The sequence below is a fragment of the Pseudocolwellia sp. G5-9 genome, assembly GCF_055808995.1.
In genome coordinates this window covers 2,374,083-2,391,425 of sequence record NZ_CM147893.1, presented here as the reverse complement: position 1 = coordinate 2,391,425, position 17,343 = coordinate 2,374,083, and the positions used below count along the sequence as shown (strand labels likewise).

General features: G+C 39.8%; 23 protein-coding genes. All 23 read left to right on the top strand.

Annotation, left to right across the window (positions count from 1 at the left end):
* Positions 1-19: 19 nt before the first annotated feature.
* The 23 genes from AC0L5Q_RS10245 (at position 20) to AC0L5Q_RS10135 (ending at position 17,317) form a co-directional block, all read left to right on the top strand.
* Positions 20-493 (top strand): YybH family protein, encoded by a 474-nt coding sequence (locus AC0L5Q_RS10245; RefSeq protein WP_473618237.1) that lies wholly within the window; start codon positions 20-22, stop codon positions 491-493.
* Positions 494-506: 13 nt separating this feature from the next.
* Positions 507-1,166: a heparan-alpha-glucosaminide N-acetyltransferase gene (locus tag AC0L5Q_RS10240; protein WP_473618286.1), complete on the top strand. Its 660-nt coding sequence runs from the start codon at positions 507-509 to the stop codon at positions 1,164-1,166.
* Positions 1,154-2,005, top strand: coding sequence for a formyltransferase family protein (locus tag AC0L5Q_RS10235; RefSeq protein ID WP_473618236.1), 852 nt, complete (start codon positions 1,154-1,156; stop codon positions 2,003-2,005). Before AC0L5Q_RS10240 ends, AC0L5Q_RS10235 begins: the two co-directional genes overlap by 13 nt.
* Before the next feature lie 146 nt (positions 2,006-2,151).
* A complete protein-coding gene (locus tag AC0L5Q_RS10230; protein WP_473618235.1) occupies positions 2,152-2,574 on the top strand; it encodes a hypothetical protein in 423 nt (140 codons plus the stop codon).
* Between the two features lie 113 nt (positions 2,575-2,687).
* Entirely contained in the window at positions 2,688-3,893 is a 1,206-nt protein-coding gene (locus AC0L5Q_RS10225; RefSeq protein ID WP_473618234.1) for a porin, read from the top strand.
* A gap of 13 nt (positions 3,894-3,906) precedes the next feature.
* A complete protein-coding gene (locus AC0L5Q_RS10220) occupies positions 3,907-4,434 on the top strand; it encodes a c-type cytochrome (RefSeq protein WP_473618233.1) in 528 nt (175 codons plus the stop codon).
* A gap of 82 nt (positions 4,435-4,516) precedes the next feature.
* Positions 4,517-4,930: a MerR family transcriptional regulator gene (locus tag AC0L5Q_RS10215; protein WP_473618232.1), complete on the top strand. Its 414-nt coding sequence runs from the start codon at positions 4,517-4,519 to the stop codon at positions 4,928-4,930.
* 101 nt (positions 4,931-5,031) lie between these two features.
* Entirely contained in the window at positions 5,032-7,275 is a 2,244-nt protein-coding gene (locus tag AC0L5Q_RS10210) for a heavy metal translocating P-type ATPase (protein WP_473618285.1), read from the top strand.
* A 25-nt stretch (positions 7,276-7,300) separates the two neighbouring features.
* On the top strand, positions 7,301-7,654 hold the full coding sequence (locus AC0L5Q_RS10205; RefSeq protein ID WP_473618231.1) for a cupredoxin domain-containing protein: 354 nt from the start codon (positions 7,301-7,303) through the stop codon (positions 7,652-7,654).
* A 23-nt stretch (positions 7,655-7,677) separates the two neighbouring features.
* The gene (locus tag AC0L5Q_RS10200) at positions 7,678-8,016 is read left to right on the top strand and encodes a P-II family nitrogen regulator (RefSeq protein WP_473618230.1); all 339 of its coding nucleotides are present in this window, start codon (positions 7,678-7,680) and stop codon (positions 8,014-8,016) included.
* Positions 8,006-8,341: a DUF2933 domain-containing protein gene (locus AC0L5Q_RS10195; RefSeq protein WP_473618229.1), complete on the top strand. Its 336-nt coding sequence runs from the start codon at positions 8,006-8,008 to the stop codon at positions 8,339-8,341. Before AC0L5Q_RS10200 ends, AC0L5Q_RS10195 begins: the two co-directional genes overlap by 11 nt.
* Complete coding sequence (locus AC0L5Q_RS10190; RefSeq protein WP_473618228.1) at positions 8,334-8,999, top strand: methyltransferase family protein; 666 nt, start codon at positions 8,334-8,336, stop codon at positions 8,997-8,999. The genes AC0L5Q_RS10195 and AC0L5Q_RS10190 overlap by 8 nt, the downstream gene beginning before the upstream one ends.
* Positions 8,983-9,405, top strand: a complete 423-nt coding sequence (locus tag AC0L5Q_RS10185) for a hypothetical protein (protein ID WP_473618227.1) — start codon at positions 8,983-8,985, stop codon at positions 9,403-9,405. Before AC0L5Q_RS10190 ends, AC0L5Q_RS10185 begins: the two co-directional genes overlap by 17 nt.
* A 10-nt stretch (positions 9,406-9,415) precedes the next feature.
* Positions 9,416-9,787 (top strand): cation transporter, encoded by a 372-nt coding sequence (locus AC0L5Q_RS10180; RefSeq protein WP_473618226.1) that lies wholly within the window; start codon positions 9,416-9,418, stop codon positions 9,785-9,787.
* A gap of 137 nt (positions 9,788-9,924) precedes the next feature.
* Positions 9,925-10,185: a hypothetical protein gene (locus AC0L5Q_RS10175; RefSeq protein ID WP_473618225.1), complete on the top strand. Its 261-nt coding sequence runs from the start codon at positions 9,925-9,927 to the stop codon at positions 10,183-10,185.
* 36 nt (positions 10,186-10,221) lie between these two features.
* Positions 10,222-10,479, top strand: a complete 258-nt coding sequence (locus AC0L5Q_RS10170; RefSeq protein WP_473618224.1) for a DUF5676 family membrane protein — start codon at positions 10,222-10,224, stop codon at positions 10,477-10,479.
* A gap of 19 nt (positions 10,480-10,498) precedes the next feature.
* Positions 10,499-10,873, top strand: a complete 375-nt coding sequence (locus AC0L5Q_RS10165) for a hypothetical protein (RefSeq protein ID WP_473618223.1) — start codon at positions 10,499-10,501, stop codon at positions 10,871-10,873.
* Positions 10,874-11,027: 154 nt separating this feature from the next.
* Positions 11,028-11,603: a recombinase family protein gene (locus AC0L5Q_RS10160; protein ID WP_473618222.1), complete on the top strand. Its 576-nt coding sequence runs from the start codon at positions 11,028-11,030 to the stop codon at positions 11,601-11,603.
* Between the two features lie 11 nt (positions 11,604-11,614).
* Complete coding sequence (locus tag AC0L5Q_RS10155) at positions 11,615-13,375, top strand: KAP family P-loop NTPase fold protein (protein ID WP_473618221.1); 1,761 nt, start codon at positions 11,615-11,617, stop codon at positions 13,373-13,375.
* A 1-nt stretch (position 13,376) separates the two neighbouring features.
* Entirely contained in the window at positions 13,377-14,264 is an 888-nt protein-coding gene (locus tag AC0L5Q_RS10150) for a hypothetical protein (protein WP_473618220.1), read from the top strand.
* The gene (gene qatC, locus AC0L5Q_RS10145; protein WP_193332401.1) at positions 14,257-15,591 is read left to right on the top strand and encodes a Qat anti-phage system QueC-like protein QatC; all 1,335 of its coding nucleotides are present in this window, start codon (positions 14,257-14,259) and stop codon (positions 15,589-15,591) included. The genes AC0L5Q_RS10150 and qatC overlap by 8 nt, the downstream gene beginning before the upstream one ends.
* On the top strand, positions 15,588-16,367 hold the full coding sequence (gene qatD / locus AC0L5Q_RS10140; protein WP_193332402.1) for a Qat anti-phage system TatD family nuclease QatD: 780 nt from the start codon (positions 15,588-15,590) through the stop codon (positions 16,365-16,367). The genes qatC and qatD overlap by 4 nt, the downstream gene beginning before the upstream one ends.
* A gap of 20 nt (positions 16,368-16,387) precedes the next feature.
* Positions 16,388-17,317, top strand: coding sequence for a hypothetical protein (locus tag AC0L5Q_RS10135; protein ID WP_193332403.1), 930 nt, complete (start codon positions 16,388-16,390; stop codon positions 17,315-17,317).
* The last annotated feature ends 26 nt before the right edge of the window (positions 17,318-17,343 follow it).

Sequence of the window (17,343 nt, the reverse complement as noted above, 5' to 3'; positions counted from 1 at the left end):
AAACAACGGAGAACAACAAATGACTAAATATATCGCAATAACGATGTTGAGTATGTTGACTTTTTTTGCAAATGCACATGATAAAAGCCACATGAATGACGAAAAGCAAATTACTCACATCATTCATCAAATTAAATATGGTTGGGAAAATGGCGATGGTAAGCCTTTTCTCAAGCACTTTCTTGATTTTAAAGGAGCAAGGTATTTTGAATCGGGCGGTCAAAATGTTGGACTTAACGATTTAGTAGAGCACCACGTTGAACCAGAAAAAGACGCATTGGTTTTCTTGAACTTGGATTTCTCCAATATCCAAATTCATATTGAAGATGAGTTTGCTTGGGCACTTGCCGATACAGCGGTAAAGGGAGAGGTGAGAAAATCAGGTAAAACCTTCGATAAAACAGGGTTTCAAACGTTTCTATTTAAGAAAGTAGATGGTGAGTGGAAGGTGTTACACAGCCATTCTTCTAGTCGAAATCGTGCAAAGAAATAGTTACATTGACTTGATGAGAGCTACCGCAATTACATTGATGGTGGCTTTTCATCTTGTCTGGGATTTAAACCATTTTGGCTATGTTACAACAGACATACCTAATGGTTTTTTCTGGAAAGAGTTAAGAGCAATAATTGTAAGCTTGTTTTTATTCTCGGTTGGTGCCAGTTTGGTTTATTCCTACGAAGGTGGTATATCACCGAAGAAGTTGTGTTGGCGGCTATTTAAGATATCTAGCGCGGCGTTCTTAGTGACCTTATCGTCACTTATTACTTTCCCTGAGCATTGGATTTACTTTGGTGTTTTACACTTTATTGCAGTCGCAACAGTATTGTTAGTATGGTTGGTCGGAAGACCTAAACTTGCTTTGCTATTATCTATGCTTACTTTTACAGCATATATAGTTTTAGAGATACCTTGGAATTGGCCTTTTAACTATATTGAAGATTATATTTCAAAACATCCTAGTGACTTAGTTACTCCGTTTCCTTGGCTAGCCTTGCCCTTGCTTGGTATCTGGGCTACACATTTCAGAATTTTTGGTTTGGGTCCAGCCAATCAAAAAGCAATATCCCCTTATGTGACATCGCTTAGTCAACACTCTTTACTGATTTATCTGCTTCATCAACCGTTACTTTTTGCTGGTTTTAGCGCTATAGAATGGATAAATTGAATATGAAAGTCGTCTATTTTGGAAACAATCTATTTTCAAACTGTTTAGCATTATTGATTAAGCAAGGCTTAAGTGTTGAAGTCGTCTTTACCAATGAACCATTAGAAAACGCAAGTTTCGTTAAACAAATTTGTGATACACATAAAATCATGACACGTTCATTAAAACCGACGAAAGAAGAGCTTGATGAGCATATAAAATCTGGAGTGACTCTTTTTGTCGTTGCTGACTATGGATATAGACTGCCGATAACAGATGTAAAATATGCTTTCAATATTCACCCCACGCTTTTACCTAAAGGAAGAGGCCCTACTCCACTAACATATTTAGTTGAACTACCAGAATTTGCAGGCGTTAGTATACATAAACTCACGGATGTGCTCGATGGTGGAGATATCTTGCTCCAAGAGCAATTTGAAGTTGTAGAAAATGAATCCATCTCCTCCTTAATGGTGAAGTCAAGCTTGCTAGCGGAATCTTTACTGCAAACCTTATTAAATGCTCTCGAAACTATCTATGAGAGCGCTACGCCACAACAAGAACTGTTAGCTACTTATTGGAAGCATCCTAGTATAGAAAGAAGAATAATGTCGTGGCGCAATGACACTCAACAATTTAGGCAAGCAGTACGTCAATATGGGCATTTTGGCATCTTAGTAAAATTGAAAGGAGAGCTTGTTATTGTCAGCCAATTAGAGGTGACCGATTTCAAACATGACTACAAGCTAGGCGGCATTATTTTTGAAGATCAAGCGTTGATTAGTGTGGCTATCAATGGAGGTTTTGCTGTTCTTATTAAAAGTAGAATGGAGTTAGTAAACTCGGCAGTACTAGAGTAATTCATATATTAAAAGTGTGTACAAAATGTTTTGAAGCTGGCTTTAAGGGCTAGGTTAGAACGTAGGTTTTAGTTCAAACTTTGACCAAGATCATTGAAATATTTGCATAAGCTGTTAGTGTTAATGTTGTTATAGAAGGAATTAAAATGTTTAGACTTTTCAAGTGGTTTAAAATAGTGGTGATTACCGTGTTGCTTACGCAGCATGGCTTTGCTACTGCTAAACCAATGAATTGTGAAGAACATCATAAGGACTCTTCCGATACGCATATTATGCAACCAAGCAAAAATATGCACCATCAAACAATGCATGACAATACCCACCATCACACTGAAAATTTGCAAGATTCTAAACACAATCATGCCGATGAAGAGTGTGAAAAATGTAAAGCGGGTGATTGTCTTTGCTGCGAAGGTGGATTTTGTGCAAGCTTTCATTTAAATGCCTATCTTGTGCAAGAGGAAGAAGAAAGTAACATCAGTATTAACTTAGACTTAATTATTCAACGGATACCCCCGCCAGCCTCTGGCATCCATCTCTTACCTTATCGTCCCCCAATTATTGGCTAATCACGGGATCAGTGCGTCTTTTTTTTCGCCAGTCCCATCAAAAATAGAACGATTTATTCATTGGTTTAAATAACCAACTGTTTTGAACAATTAGCACAATATTTTTGGGAGGCATGATGAACATGCTCAAATTATTGCCATTTGCAATAGCTACCGCTGTTGCGAGTGGACATCTCTTAGCGAATGAACAACAAAATAATAGTCGCTTCGCGTTAGCGGGGTATGGAGACGTAAAATACAAAGACAGTAAATTGATGGATACAAGTGCATTCAGTGCGCGATTTGTACCTATTTTCTTGTTTAGTCTCAATGACAAAATGCATATAGAAGCTGAAACTGAAATCTCAGTCGATGAAAATGGGGAAACTGAAGTCGAGCTTGAATACGCTGATATTCATTATTTCCTTTCAGATACAACTACTTTTACCGCAGGTAAATTTCTACTCCCATTTGGCCAGTATGGGCCGAATCTACATCCTAGCTGGATTAATCGCTCAGCGTTCTCTCCCGGTATTTATGGCGGGTTAGGAGGTCATGGTGGCTATCAACCCATGCAAGGTTTACTGCCTGTGATGAGTGATATTGGTGTTGGCATTCAACACATAATTCCTTTGGGTAAAAATCAGAAAATTTTCTTTGATGTATACATGACAAACGGGCTTGCTGCCGAGGCTCCACATGACGATGAAGATGATGCCCATGATGAAGAGCCTGTGCAGGATGAACACGAAGAAGAGGTTGTCGATGAACATGCTGAAGAGGAAGACGAGCATGAAGAAGTTGATGATCACGCTTTGGAACTTCCTGAACTAGCGTTTGAAGCAACGAGTGCGGATAACAACTCTGACAAAGCATTTGGGGGTCGTATTGCGTATGCCTTTCTTCCGGGCATTGAGGTTGGCGCTTCCTATTACACGGCAAAATATGATGATGATGAAGAGCTAGGATTTACAGCAACTGGCTTTGATATCAACTGGATTGGTAACCATTACATTGTCAGAGGGGAATACATCAAAACTGAAACCGATGCCTTCGAAGAAGATGAACATGAAGAAAACAAAGTGATCACATTTGACCGCAATGGCTGGTATCTCCAAGCAACCTTTATGGCTGGAAAAATGTTCAATGTATTGCAGGGAACAGATTTCGTCGTTGAATATGCTGAGACCAATAAAATTAACGAAGCGGAGCGTTGGGCTTATGGAGTTAATTATTGGTTAGACAGTCGAGCCGTCATTAAGGCGACATATGAAGATACCACCGTTCATGATGGTGAAGATGATAAGCGCTTTGCTATTCAATACAGCTATGGCTTTTAAGGGGGATACTCAAATGAAATCAATTATACAAATATTACTGGTTATCAGTTTATCTCTTTTGTCTGCTTTTAGCATTTATGCCGAAGAGAAAATATCAGGTGCAGAAGTGATCAATAACAACTGTGCAAGATGCCATAACGCTCGTGCTGTTCATGAATTTTCTATGCCTGAATGGAAAGTCATTATGCCGCATATGCGAGAAAAGGCGCATTTAACAGGTAAAGAAACGCAAGCTGTTCTTGAATTTTTGGAACTAACTAGCCAAAGCGTACCTTTGGCAAAAAAAGTAGCGCCAGAAAAGATGATAGCGCCTGATGGAAAGCAATTGTTTACTCAATTTGGTTGCCAAGGCTGCCATTCATTGAAAGGTGATGGTGGCACTGTTGGCCCAGCGTTAGATGAAACGATTAAAAGCAAAGGGATCGGCTTCTTTATTAAGAAGCTCCAAAACCCTCAGTTTAATAACTCATCTTCTCCTATGCCTAAAATGCCGCTAAACGAGCAACAGATAAAAGCGATAGCTGAGTACATTAAATCATAAGGAAGCGCTTGACCTGTGTCTTAGGCACAGGTCTATGCTGTAGGTGAGAGTACAAACTTAGGTGAAAAACTAAGGAGTAAATATGAAAGTAACAGAGCTGGCAAAAAGCCTTGGAACGACTGCTGATACGGTGCGCTATTACACGCGATTGGGACTGTTAAAACCTGCTAAGTCAGTGAACGGCTACAAGTCATACTCGAATAAAGAGGTATCGAGACTTAAATTCATTTTAAGTGCCAGAAGCCTTGGTTTTTCCGTTGCTGATATCAAGCAAATTCTTAATGAATCTGAAGATGGTAAAAGTGCGTGCCCATTAGTCAGAAGCCTTATCAAAGAGCGGCTTGAAGAAACAGAAAAACAGTTTCAAGCAATGTTGGCACTTCGAGGAAAAATGTCTTCAGCTCTTTCTCAATGGGAAGAAATGGAAGACAAAGCACCGACTGCAAACATGGTTTGTCATCTCATCGAAAACTTTGAACAAATTAAAAAGGCATAGGAGGAAAAATGGTGACTACTAATACAAATATAGAAACCGAATCAGGCTGTTGCTGTCAGGCAAAAGCTCAATCCTCTTCGTGTAAAAGTAAGGAGAATACGTTGGAGAAAGTATCACATAACCAACAGCTCATCATTGAAGGAGCTGGGTGTGCTAGCTGTGTAGGCAAAATTGAAGGGGCGTTAAAGACAACTCTTGGTGTAGTCAGTGCGGAAATGAATTTTGCTGATAGGACTGTAACAGTTTCTGGGACAGCTAAGACAGAAGAATTGATCAAAGCTGTTGAGTCTGTGGGGTATAACGCGAAGCCAATTGATGATAGCTCGGCAACAGATGCGCTTGATGAGAAAGAGGCGGCTGATTGGGCGTATTACAAAAAGCTAATGCGCGATACGTTTATTGCCCTTTCACTCGGCGTTCCTTTGATGATCTACAGCATTGTGGTTGGAGAAATGACGGTTGAAACAAATCTTGAACGCATGTCTTGGCTGGTTGTAGGCATTTTAACTTTTGGTGTTATGTATTTTTCAGGTAAGCATTTTTATGTTGGCGCTTGGAAAAGCTTTAAAAACCACTCCGCTAATATGGACACCCTAATAGCTTTGGGAACAGGTACAGCTTGGCTGTATTCGATGGTTGTCGTGTTTGCACCTGAAGCCGTTCCATTGATGGCACGGCATGTTTATTTTGAAGCTACCGCCATGATCATTGGCTTAATTGATTTAGGTCTAGCATTAGAAATAAAAGCCAGAGGCAAAACCTCTGAGGCCATTAAACGTCTTATCGGCTTGCAAGCCAAAACGGCAACCGTAGTTCGTGATAATAAAGAGGTTCAGATTGGTATTGAGCAGGTTTTGCTGAATGATATTGTGAAGGTAAAACCGGGTGAAAAAATTCCCGTCGATGGTGTGGTATTGGAAGGACACACCTCTATTGATGAATCCATGCTGACAGGCGAACCTATGCCTGTTGAAAAAGCCGAAGAAGATGAGGTTGTCGCTGGTACTTTGAACAAATCAGGCATGATTTTATTTAGAGCCACACGCGTTGGCAAAGACACGGCACTTGCGCAGATCATCAATATGGTGAAACGAGCACAAAATTCAAAACCGCCGATTGGCCGCTTGGCCGATGTTATTTCAGCTTTTTTCGTGCCTGTCGTGATGATCATCTCTGTGTTAAGTGCGCTAGCATGGCTTAACTTTGGACCTGAGCCAGCAATTGCTTTTGCCATCGTATCAGCAACTACCGTACTCATTATTGCCTGCCCATGTGCTTTGGGCTTAGCAACGCCTATGTCGGTGATGGTCGGAGTAGGAAAAGCAGCAGAAGCCGGAGTGCTTATTCGAAACGGTGAAGCACTGCAAACCGCCTCTAAAATCACTGCCATGATTTTAGATAAAACGGGCACTATTACTGAAGGGGCACCTAAGGTAACCGATATTGTTTTAGCAAAAGCTACTGACGAAAAAGACGTACTACAGCTTGCAGCAAGTTTAGAAAGCGGCTCAGAGCACCCTTTAGCGCAAGCGATTGTTGAAAGTGCATTAGATAAGGATATTGAGTTACTAAAAATTGAATCGTTTAACGCCATTACGGGTTTCGGTGTAGAAGCAAGCTGCAACAACAAAGCCCTGCTTTTCGGTAACGATAAATTAATGCAGTTAAAAGGCATTGACCTTACTGGCTTTGTTGGACAAGCACAGTCTTTAGCAAAAGAAGCCAAAACACCAATGTATTTTGCTGTTAATGGTGAGCTGGCCGCAATTATTGCTGTCTCAGACCCAATCAAGTCAGACTCAATCTCCGCGATTAAACGGCTTCAAACCAATGGGATTCGCGTCATCATGCTAACGGGCGATAACAAGGAAACCGCCGCCGCTGTTGCCAAAAAAGCGGGTATTAGTGAGTTTCTTGCTGAAGTGCTGCCAGAAGACAAAGCCAACAAAGTTAAAGAGCTACAAGACAACGGCGAAACTGTTGGTATGACAGGAGATGGCATTAACGATGCCCCTGCACTAGCGTTAGCCGATGTTGGTTTCGCCATAGGCACAGGGACTGATGTAGCAATCGAAAGTGCTGACATTACCCTAATGCGTGGTTCACTTCATGGCCTTGCTGATGCCATAGCGGTAAGCAAAGCCACTTTACGAAATATCAAACAAAACTTGTTTGGCGCGTTTGTCTATAACGTAGCCGGGATTCCTTTTGCTGCGGGGATTCTATATCCCTTCTTTGGCATTCTGCTTAGCCCTGTAATTGCAGGTGCTGCAATGGCGTTTTCGTCACTGACTGTAGTGTCAAATGCAAATCGACTTCGCTTTTTTAAAGCCCAAAACTCATAGAAAGTAAGCATTAAGGAGAAACACGATGATGGTAATTAACTTATTAGGCTTAGTGTTAATCGCACTGATTGTTTGGTGGTTTTGGCTATACAAACCCAATAAAACAATTGTTCAAGATAATGAGGTACTCATTGAAGTGAGAGATGGCGTGTATTCACCATCCTCAATCCAAGTGTCTGCTAGTCAACCTGTCACTCTGAAGTTTATGCGCAAAGATCAATCATCCTGCGCTGAAACAATGCTTATTCCATCATTGGAGATAAGCGAGCAGCTTAAATTAAATGAAATTACTCAAATTACCTTATTGAACTTATCACCGGGAGAGCATGAGTTTCATTGTCAGATGCAAATGTATCGCGGTGTCTTAAAGGTTGTTTAGGAGGGTTTATGAACATGAAAAAAGTGACAGCCATTTTTGATGAAATGGTATTAGCGCGAGTAGAAGAGGCGCTACTTTCACATGGCTATAAAGGCTTTACTATCCATAAAGCGATGGGCAGAGGCGTATATGCTGATACCTACAATAGAAATCACTTATCAGCACATATAGTGATGACCATTTACGTCGCCTTCGACGATGCAGAACATGTTGCTGAAGTTTTGCTTGATGCAGCGCATACCAACGTTGAAGGAGAAGGATTAGTTAGCGTCTCTCCTGTGGATAATCTCTACTGGATAAATTCTAAGTCTGAAGCTTTAGCAGAAGATTTACGGTCAATAGGAGGCCAACATGAAAAATGAGCACCCTAAATTTTGGTCAACACCCACGGGTTGGGCTGCATTGGTGCTTATTGCCGCAGCCACCTATTTTTTAATCTTTGAACATGGACAGCATGTACTGCAATTTCTTCCTTATTTAATTTTATTGCTATGCCCGTTGATGCACGTATTTATGCATGGCAGTCATGGCAAACATGGTCACGATCATTCACATGCGCCTGATGAGAAAAAGGAAGAGAGCTTTCAAGAACTCACGGATAAAAATGCTGCCTATCGTGACGGCTACATACAAGGTTTAGAAGAAGGACGAAAAGGATCTCATAAAAAGGAGAACAGTGATGAATGAGACATATGATTATGGTCTATGGTCAATGGTGATACTGAACTCAGCAATTTTTATCTTTTTTGCCTTTAGTTTTGTCAAACCAAAAACATCGACTGATTGGCGAAGCCTTGGAGCGTTCTCCGCCTTTATTGTTGCCCTATTTACTGAAATGTATGGCTTTCCTTTAACTATCTATTTTCTATCGGGGTGGCTTACTGAGACCTATCCAGAAGTAAACTTCTTTGCGCATGAAAATGGGCACTTGTTACATACTTTCTTTGGTTTTGAAGGTGATGCCCATTGGGACCCATTTCATATAGCAAGTATGGCGTTTATTGTTGCAGGTTTCTTTATGTTGTCTTCAGCATGGAACGTATTACATCACGCGCAAAAACACCATCAATTGGCTACTACAGGGTGGTATGCAAGGTGTCGCCACCCACAGTACGTAGCTTTCATTCTAATCATGTTCGGCTTTTTATTGCAGTGGCCGACAATCCCAACACTTGCGATGTTTCCGATCTTAGTCGTTGTTTACGTCAAGCTAGCGAAACGCGAAGAAGCACAAGCGATTGCTGAGTTTGGCTCTGAGTACCACAGGTATATGGAATCGACACCAAGTTGGGTCCCAAATTTTAATAAGAACATAGAAGGTAAAAATCATGAAAACGTTAGGTAAATCAATTTTATTTGTCAGCTCACTATTGGCGGCCACAAGTTTATTTGCTCAAAACAATGAGCATAAACATGAAGGTGAGAACAAATCGGATATGCATCAAGGCATGGCAATGTCGCATGAGAACATGGGAAAAATGCATTCAAAAATGATGGAAATGAAAAAGGAAGTCCATGCCATAAAAGCTGAAAAAGATCCTGAAAAGCAAAAGCAGATGATGGCTGAACATCACCGCTCAATGATGAAGATGATGCAATCCATGCACAAAAACATGGAAGCAATGCCAATGCATAAGCAAATCAAGATGGCTGAACATCATCTGGAAATGATGGAAAACATGATGCCACAAATGAAAGACAAAATGGCAGAAATGAAAGACAAAAAACAACAACACTCGCACTCACATTAGGAGATAAATTATGAGCGATTTAGATCATAGAGTTGGCGTTAGAGAGCAGAATTTAGTTGTTCGAAATTTAAGGCTAAGTAATGTCACAGAAGAAAACAGTGACAAGTTAGTAAAAGAAATTGATCAGCTTTTTGGTATAGATGAAGTCAGTTACAACATCAAAGAAGGTGAAATACACCTTGCCTATGATGCGGCAAATATAAACCTTGATGGGATTGAGGAAGTTATTCGCAAACATGGTGCCGATGTTCATGATGATTGGTGGACGCACACTAAAGAAAGTTACTACAAATTTGTTGATCAGAATGTTAAAGACAACGCCGCTCATAAACCGTGGAGTTGTCACAAAGTTCCTCCGGGTGCAAGCCGGAAAAATAAGTAAGCTTCCAAAGAGCTTGCTCAGTTAATAAGTTAGATGAGGAAAAAATGATGAAAACATCCAATATTAAAATTCTTCTGTTATTTGTGTTCGGTATCTTTTTAGCGGGTTGTTCCAATACTGCGTTTTATCACAAAAATATGATGAGGGGCCAAGTGGTTGAGCAGTCTACTGATCGAACTCTGATTTGTATTGGTGCCAAACATGGTGCAGAGGTTGGACAAAAATACAGTGTTATTAGATTCCATGAGGAAATTGCGCCGGGTGAAGGTGATGACCCGTACACCATTGAAAAAGTAGGGACTGTTCAAATTACTAAAATTGTGAATGATCACTTCGCAACGGTAAAACTCCTATCTGGTGACATCGCGGCGAAAGATATGGTGGAACTTGAAGACTAATAAGGTGGTGGCGAAAGCCACCACAGGAGAATAACGATGAAACTTAATGAAAAAGCTTTTGCGTTGGCTTGTGCCGCCGCCTTTGGCATTGTTTGGGTTGTGTGTTCAGTTCTGGTTATGGTGATGCCAGATATGATGTCCAGTATGACTGGAAACATGTTACATACGGATTGGAAAAGTATGGGCTGGCATATGTCCTTTATAGGGGTATTTATTGGTGGTTTTTTGTGGGCGTTATTGATGGGGATCACTGGCTGGCTGATCGCTAAAATCTATAATATGCAATCAAGTTAGCAAGAGAAGGTTAATTTTAGTGGAATTATCTCAAGGTCATTATTTGAAGCAATGGTTGGGCAGTACACTAATTATAGAGTTAATTGGTGAATTAACCGTTAGTGGAATAAACCAATATTTGGAAGAGATTACCGATGAGCTATCTTCGGTCAACCAGCCTGTTAATTTTATTTTGGATCTATCTTGTTTTAAAGGTGTAGTTGTTAGTAGTTGCTGTAACGTAGAGCCAATAGCAATGCAAATACGCTCTACTGGAGTGACTTCAGCGAGGAAAGCTATTGTTGGAGATAAGTCAAAAGTTGTTCAAATAGATATAACCGAGTTTCCGGGATGCTCTATTAATAATACTGAACACTTTAGTGACCTGAGTAGCGCGTTAAGGTGGATTCAATGATGCTTACTATTTGCCTGATTATTAAAAAGTATAAATAAAAGTAACGGATGTTAAACTAAAGATAGTATTTAGTTTCGTTCATGAACGAAATGTATTTTGTGGACTTTCGTTCACTTAATTGTTAAGGTGTACGAAAGTTACAGGTTTCGTACATATGAAAGTTGGTTTTGCAAGAGTTTCAACTAAAGAACAAGATTTGAATGTTCAATTGTCCAAGTTGGACGCTCATGGCTGTGAAAAAATATTTCAAGGCAAACAGTCTGGTGCTTCAGTTAGAAATGAAGAAAAGCTAAAGGAACTCATCGATTTTATCAGGGAAGGTGATGAAGTTATTGTTACCCGCCTTGATCGACTGGGCCGATCATTAAAGTCTATTCTTGAGGCAATTGAAAGTATCCACAAAAAAGGTGCTTGTTTAAATATTATTGACGGTTCTCTCAATACCAAAAATGATAATCCGTTTGCCACCGCCATGATCAACCTATGTGGAGTATTCGCTCAACTTGAGCGGGATCTTATAAAAGCCAGAACCGCAGAAGGTCGTGAAGAAGCTAAAGCTAAAGGCAAACACATGGGCAGATTGCCTGCATTGTCAGACAAGCAAGCGAAAGAATTATATAAAGATAAAATAAAGGGTGAATCGATTTCTGCATTAGCTAAGAAATATTCTGTTAGCCGCCCTACGGTTCACCGAACAATTGCAAGAATGGAACAGCAAAATAACAAATAAAAGGAGATGTTATGTGGTCTGATAAAGAATCAAAAATTGATTTTTTAAATTTTAATGAAACGGCTGAGTCGATTAAAGATCTTATAACTGAAAAGGAATTAATGCCGATTAGCATAGGTGTCTTTGGTGATTGGGGCGCTGGAAAATCGACTATTCTTGAACTTACCAAAGCATCTTTGGAAACTGATGAACAAGAATATATCCAAGTGCATTTCGATGCATGGACTTTCCAAGGGTACGATGATGCTAAAGCTGCGCTATTAGAAACAATCGCATCTACTTTAGTTAAAAAAGCAGCAGATGATAAAAATCTAAGTGCAAAAGCAAAAGAGTTTGCTGGACGTATAGATAAGATCAGGCTGATGGGGCTACTAATGGATGGCGGTGCGGCATTAGCTGGTATACCAACTATGGGTGGTATACAGAAGTTTATGGGGCTATTCAGTGGTGGCGACGATGGTGAATTGGATATTGGTGATGTAAAAGGTGCTGTCGATGGCGCTAAGGATGTCGCGAAGAAAAACAAAGGTTTGATCAAAGATAAGAAATCATTTTCACCTCCTAAAGAAATTAAAGAATTCCGAAAAGCATATTCTGATCTGTTAAAGGAGTTTGATAAGCCACTTATTGTCTATGTCGATAATTTAGATCGCTGCTCTCCATTTAATGCGATTTCAACACTTGAGGCGATCAGGTTATTTCTATTTTTACCAAATACCGCATTTGTAATTGCTGCCGATGAGGACATGATCCGCTTGGCGGTGCCGGAATATCACAAAGGTGCATCTCAACGACATCAAACTGATTATTTAGACAAGCTTATTCAAATTCCTGTGCATGTACCAAGACCCGGAGTTCTTGAAATAAGGGCATACTTAATGATGCTTACCGCCCAAGATCACGGCGTTACCGATGCTCAGTTAGAAACGATAAGATGTGCCCTTGAAGAATCATTAAGGCTGTCGTGGAAACAACCACAAATTACCGTTGACGAGCTACTTCAAGATCACACGATTGAAAAGCATTCCGAACTCAGAAGTAAATTTGTAGTAGCTGAACAGTTAGCTCCACTATTAGCTGAATCCACAAACATTAACGGTAACCCTCGCATAGTTAAGCGATTACTGAACCAAGTAAAGATGAGAAAGAAAACCGCTCACCGTCGAGGAATGCAGCTAGATGAAAAAACTATCACTAAGCTGGTAATTTTTGAGAGGTGCTTAGGCACTCAGGCTACCAATAAGCTTTATGAATTAATTGATAAGGAAAACGGATATCCAAAAGTATTAGCGGATCTCGAAAATCCAGAAGTTGAATTTGACGAAATAAAGTTACCTGAAGAGTGGAAGCTAGACCTAGCTTTTATTGATAAATGGTCAAAATTGCCTCCAATGTTTACTGAGATGGATTTAACCCCAGCGGCATATCTGAGTCGAGAAAGCATTCCAATGGGCGCTGTTAATGCGGTCATGTCGGGAGCAGCTCAAAAACTAGTAGAAGAATTAATGAAGCAAAAGGTAAGGGTCAGTGGCGTTAACTCTACTGCGATTACCGCAACTCCTAAGGAAGAATACATGTCAGTCATGGATGGTTTGATTGAAAACTTTAAGTTGATTGGTGATTGGACCGAAAGACCAACAGGCATTTATGGAGCTGTGCTACTTGCCAAGCAGGATGATAAATGTTGCTTAAGTCTTTTTACATTCTTAAAAAGCTTGCCTCGTCAAAGATGGCTTAATCCAATTTTAAAAGAACTAGAGGGAACTAAGTAATATGGGTACTTCAGCGTCGTCAACGGGACCGAATAATAGAAGTCCACTCATTCCATCGTGGGCAGAGCAAGGAGACCCCGTCACAATAGAACCTGCATCAGGTACTGATGGGGATGATCAAACTGGCTCTGATAATAATCAAGCTGATGATCAGAATGACAATAGCAATGATATTGACAATGACAAGGTTCAACAAGAAATTGGTGATTCGCCAACAACAACGCCGCCTCCAAATAGGTTTGCCAGTGCCAGAAGAGCATTTGGTAAATACGCTCAAACAGGTGGCTCAACCTCAGATCTAAGGCGTTCATTAAAAAGTTACTCTAGAAAAGGCTCTGGCGGAGGTAAAAGCACAAGCCGGAGACTAGCAAGCGGTATAACGGCTGGTTCTGGATTGCTTGGTGTCATGCGTGGCGACACCGTAACGGTTAATAATCAAAGCTTGTCATTAGGTGACTTAACTGGGTTATCGACTGACCAAGCAATTGACAAAATTGCTAGCCATTTAGCGCCTGATAATGCCGATTCGGATGCTGTCAGAGTTGCGTTGGATTACGCACTAGAAGAAGCACTCCCCGATACAGAAGAATTTGACCCAAACAGTTTTACTGACGAAGTTATTCAAGAAGCCATAGGCTGTTATTTAACAGATCTTATTTTTCAAGATGTGGTTGAAGGCATGGGCAGAGCTTGGTTTCATGTTGAGCCTGCAAGCAAGCATCATCAAATGGAAGTTGAATTAAGGGAATTAATAAAAGTGATCACACAAGAGCAGTTAGACAAAGTAACTAATGGCAACCCTAGTACTATTAGCAAGGAAAATATTACTAAAATTCAAGCTGATGCAATTGCAATGACAGTGGATGAATGGGAGAGCTTTGATGACTAATTTTTATTTTAACCATGACCCTGATAACTTGCCTGACTTTTCTGATGATTGTCATCCTGTCCAAATGTTTCACACGCATCAAAATGACATCACTAAGCACAGCTTAGTGTCAAAACAACTACTACAAACAGTTCGTGATTTAGGATTGCATGTAGATGCTGATGCAATAGATCTCATAACAATTGCAACCGCCGTTACTGCCGCTGATACATTTGAATTGAGGGATAATGCAGAAAATGCATGGGCTAGAAAAATGCATTTGCATGTTCCTGTTACAGATGAGGATATGTGGAATACTGTTGAACCTGAACTTAGCTCATTGCTTAACTTTCTTACAGGCGATCAATGGCAATTTACGTTTGAAAAAACAACTATGCCGATGCCTGCTCCTAAAAAAAGTGAGCAAGCGAAAGCAAAAGCAAAATCACTAATAGGACTTAATTCAGTCTGCCTTTTTTCTGGTGGCCTTGATAGCGCAGTTGGTGCAATTGACATTTTAAACGGAAAGTCAGACTTAAAACCGCTTTTGGTTAGTCACGCTTATCGTGGTGATGGCGCTAAACAGGAAGATATTAAGCAATTATTATCCCCGCCATTCGGCGAATTGGCCTATTCAATGTCTCCTCATATAATAAAACATTTAGAAGGTAAAACTGACATTAGCATGAGGGGAAGAAGCTTCAACTTCCTAGCTATGGCGGTACTTGGTATATCAGCCTTAAGAAATGCTAATTGCGATAGCAGTATTGAGACTATTGTCGTCCCTGAGAATGGCTATATTTCAATAAATCCACCGCTAACCAGAAGACGGATTGGTAGCCATAGTACTAGAACTACTCACCCAAACTTTCTGAACAGGCTTGAATCTTTGCTTAGAGATACTGGGTTCCATGTAAAATTTGTAAACCCTTATCAATTTAAAACCAAAGGTGAAATGTTAGCTGAATGCGTTGATCAAGATGCAATTAAAAAAGCAGTTCCCTTGAGCGTATCATGCAGTCATTGGCACAGAGAACATAAACAGTGTGGGCATTGTGTGCCTTGTCTAATTCGAAGAGCGTCAGTTTTTCATGCAGGATTTAAGGAAGATGCGCCATACAAGACAAAGCGGTTGAGAGGGCTTATCAAAGAAAAAGATACGCGAGATGATCTACAAGCGGTTCAAACAGCCATTATTAGGTTGAAACAGACTGATAATTATCGTTCTTGGCTACGAATGTCGGGGCCGATACCTCAAGAATTGGACAAGCGTGAAAAGCTGGAGTCAACGATTAAACGTGGTCTAGCTGAAGTTGAAGCGTTTATTAAAGATGAATTTAAATCATGATGGATCTTCATTGTCATGTTGATTTATATCCCGATCACGAGCTGGTTTTAAATGACATACAGCAAAGTGGATACTACGTATTATCCGTAACAACAGTGCCTTCTGCTTTTGAAGGCACTGTGAATCTAACCAAAGGTATAAACAAATGCAAAACTGCGCTAGGTCTACACCCACAATTAGCGCATTTAAGAAAAAATGAACTTACGTTGTTTGACCAGTTAGTAGGAAGAACTAGATACATAGGTGAAATTGGTCTCGACGGTTCGAAGGGCTTTAAAGATCATTTTGATGATCAATTAGAGGTTTTTACACATATTCTAAAAAAGTGTGAAATGTTCGAGGACAAGATACTTACTATTCATAGTCTAAACGCTACAGGGGAAGTACTCAAACAACTAGGGTTGCACCCAAAAGCTGGTACTTCAATCCTCCACTGGTTTTTAGGTACAAAGAAACAAGTTCTTGAAGCCGTTGAGCTAGGGTGTTACTTCTCCATTGGTCCTAGTATGATTAACTCTTCCAGAGCTAAAAAAGTAATTTCATGGCTACCGCAGGATAAGGTCCTATTGGAAACTGACGGCCCATTTGCAAGATTCAATGGCAATGTATTATTTCCATCAAATGTAAACTTAGTGATTGATTACTTAGCTATTGAGTGGGAAGTTAATGAAGCGCTGGTGATAGAAACTTTATCTAATAATTTAAAATGCCTAGTTACAAAAAAACAGTGTGACCACATTGAAAATATGGATATTCGCCCCATTTACAATAAATAAAGGAATAAGAATTAAAATAAATGGCTGCAACAATTCAATTTAAAACGGAAAAAAAATCTGGTTGGGTTTCTGGTTACGATCTTGAGAAGCTCCTAGTTGAAGTTAAAGACAAGATTTTCACCAATAAAAAAGCTCTAACTATAGTTATTCAAGCCAGAGCAAATGCACCAATAAACACCTTAATACGCTTGATTAATGTAGCCAACCAGCTTGATCATAAAGGCGTGAAAGTAACATTAGATTTTTCTGGAAAAACTAATAAATTACTTGGCTACTGTGAGACGATGGGTTTTTTTGAATGCCTTTCTGATGGCGTAAAACTTAAATCTCCAAATGGAATCAATAAAGTCAGTAGGATCAAAAAATCTGGCAACTCATATATTTCTATTAATAAAATATCTGGTTCTGTACACGATAAATCGTTACCTAAAAAGCTGGCAGCAAAAATTACTGATAAGATCCCCAATATTACTGAAGAACAGCGTAGCGAACTCTATATTCAGTTTTTTTCTCTATTTAGTGAACTAACTAGAAACGTTTGCGAACATAGCCAGACGGAATTAAATGGATTGGCAGCATTACAAATATATAAAAATAGAGCTGAAATTGTGGTTTGTGACAGTGGGATCGGATTACTTGAGTCACTTAAGCCTAGCTTAGCAAGCCATAATGCTGCCTATACAGGGTACTCTGATGTTGAACTTATATTGGAAATGTTGACTAAAGGTATTTCAAGTAAAGAAGGCGATCAAGGTGGTAATGGCCTTTGTACTTGTTTTCATCATGCAAAATTAACGAATTCTGATATGCACATTAGACTATCTGAAACCTACTACCACTTTTTCAAAGTCGCAGACAAACCTAATTTAATCGATTCCCTAATGATTAGTGAGCAGTTACTAGAACTCACAGGCACATTCATTTCTTTTGCTGTACCATTTAACAAATAGTTTGACAAAATGTAGAGTTATCTGCT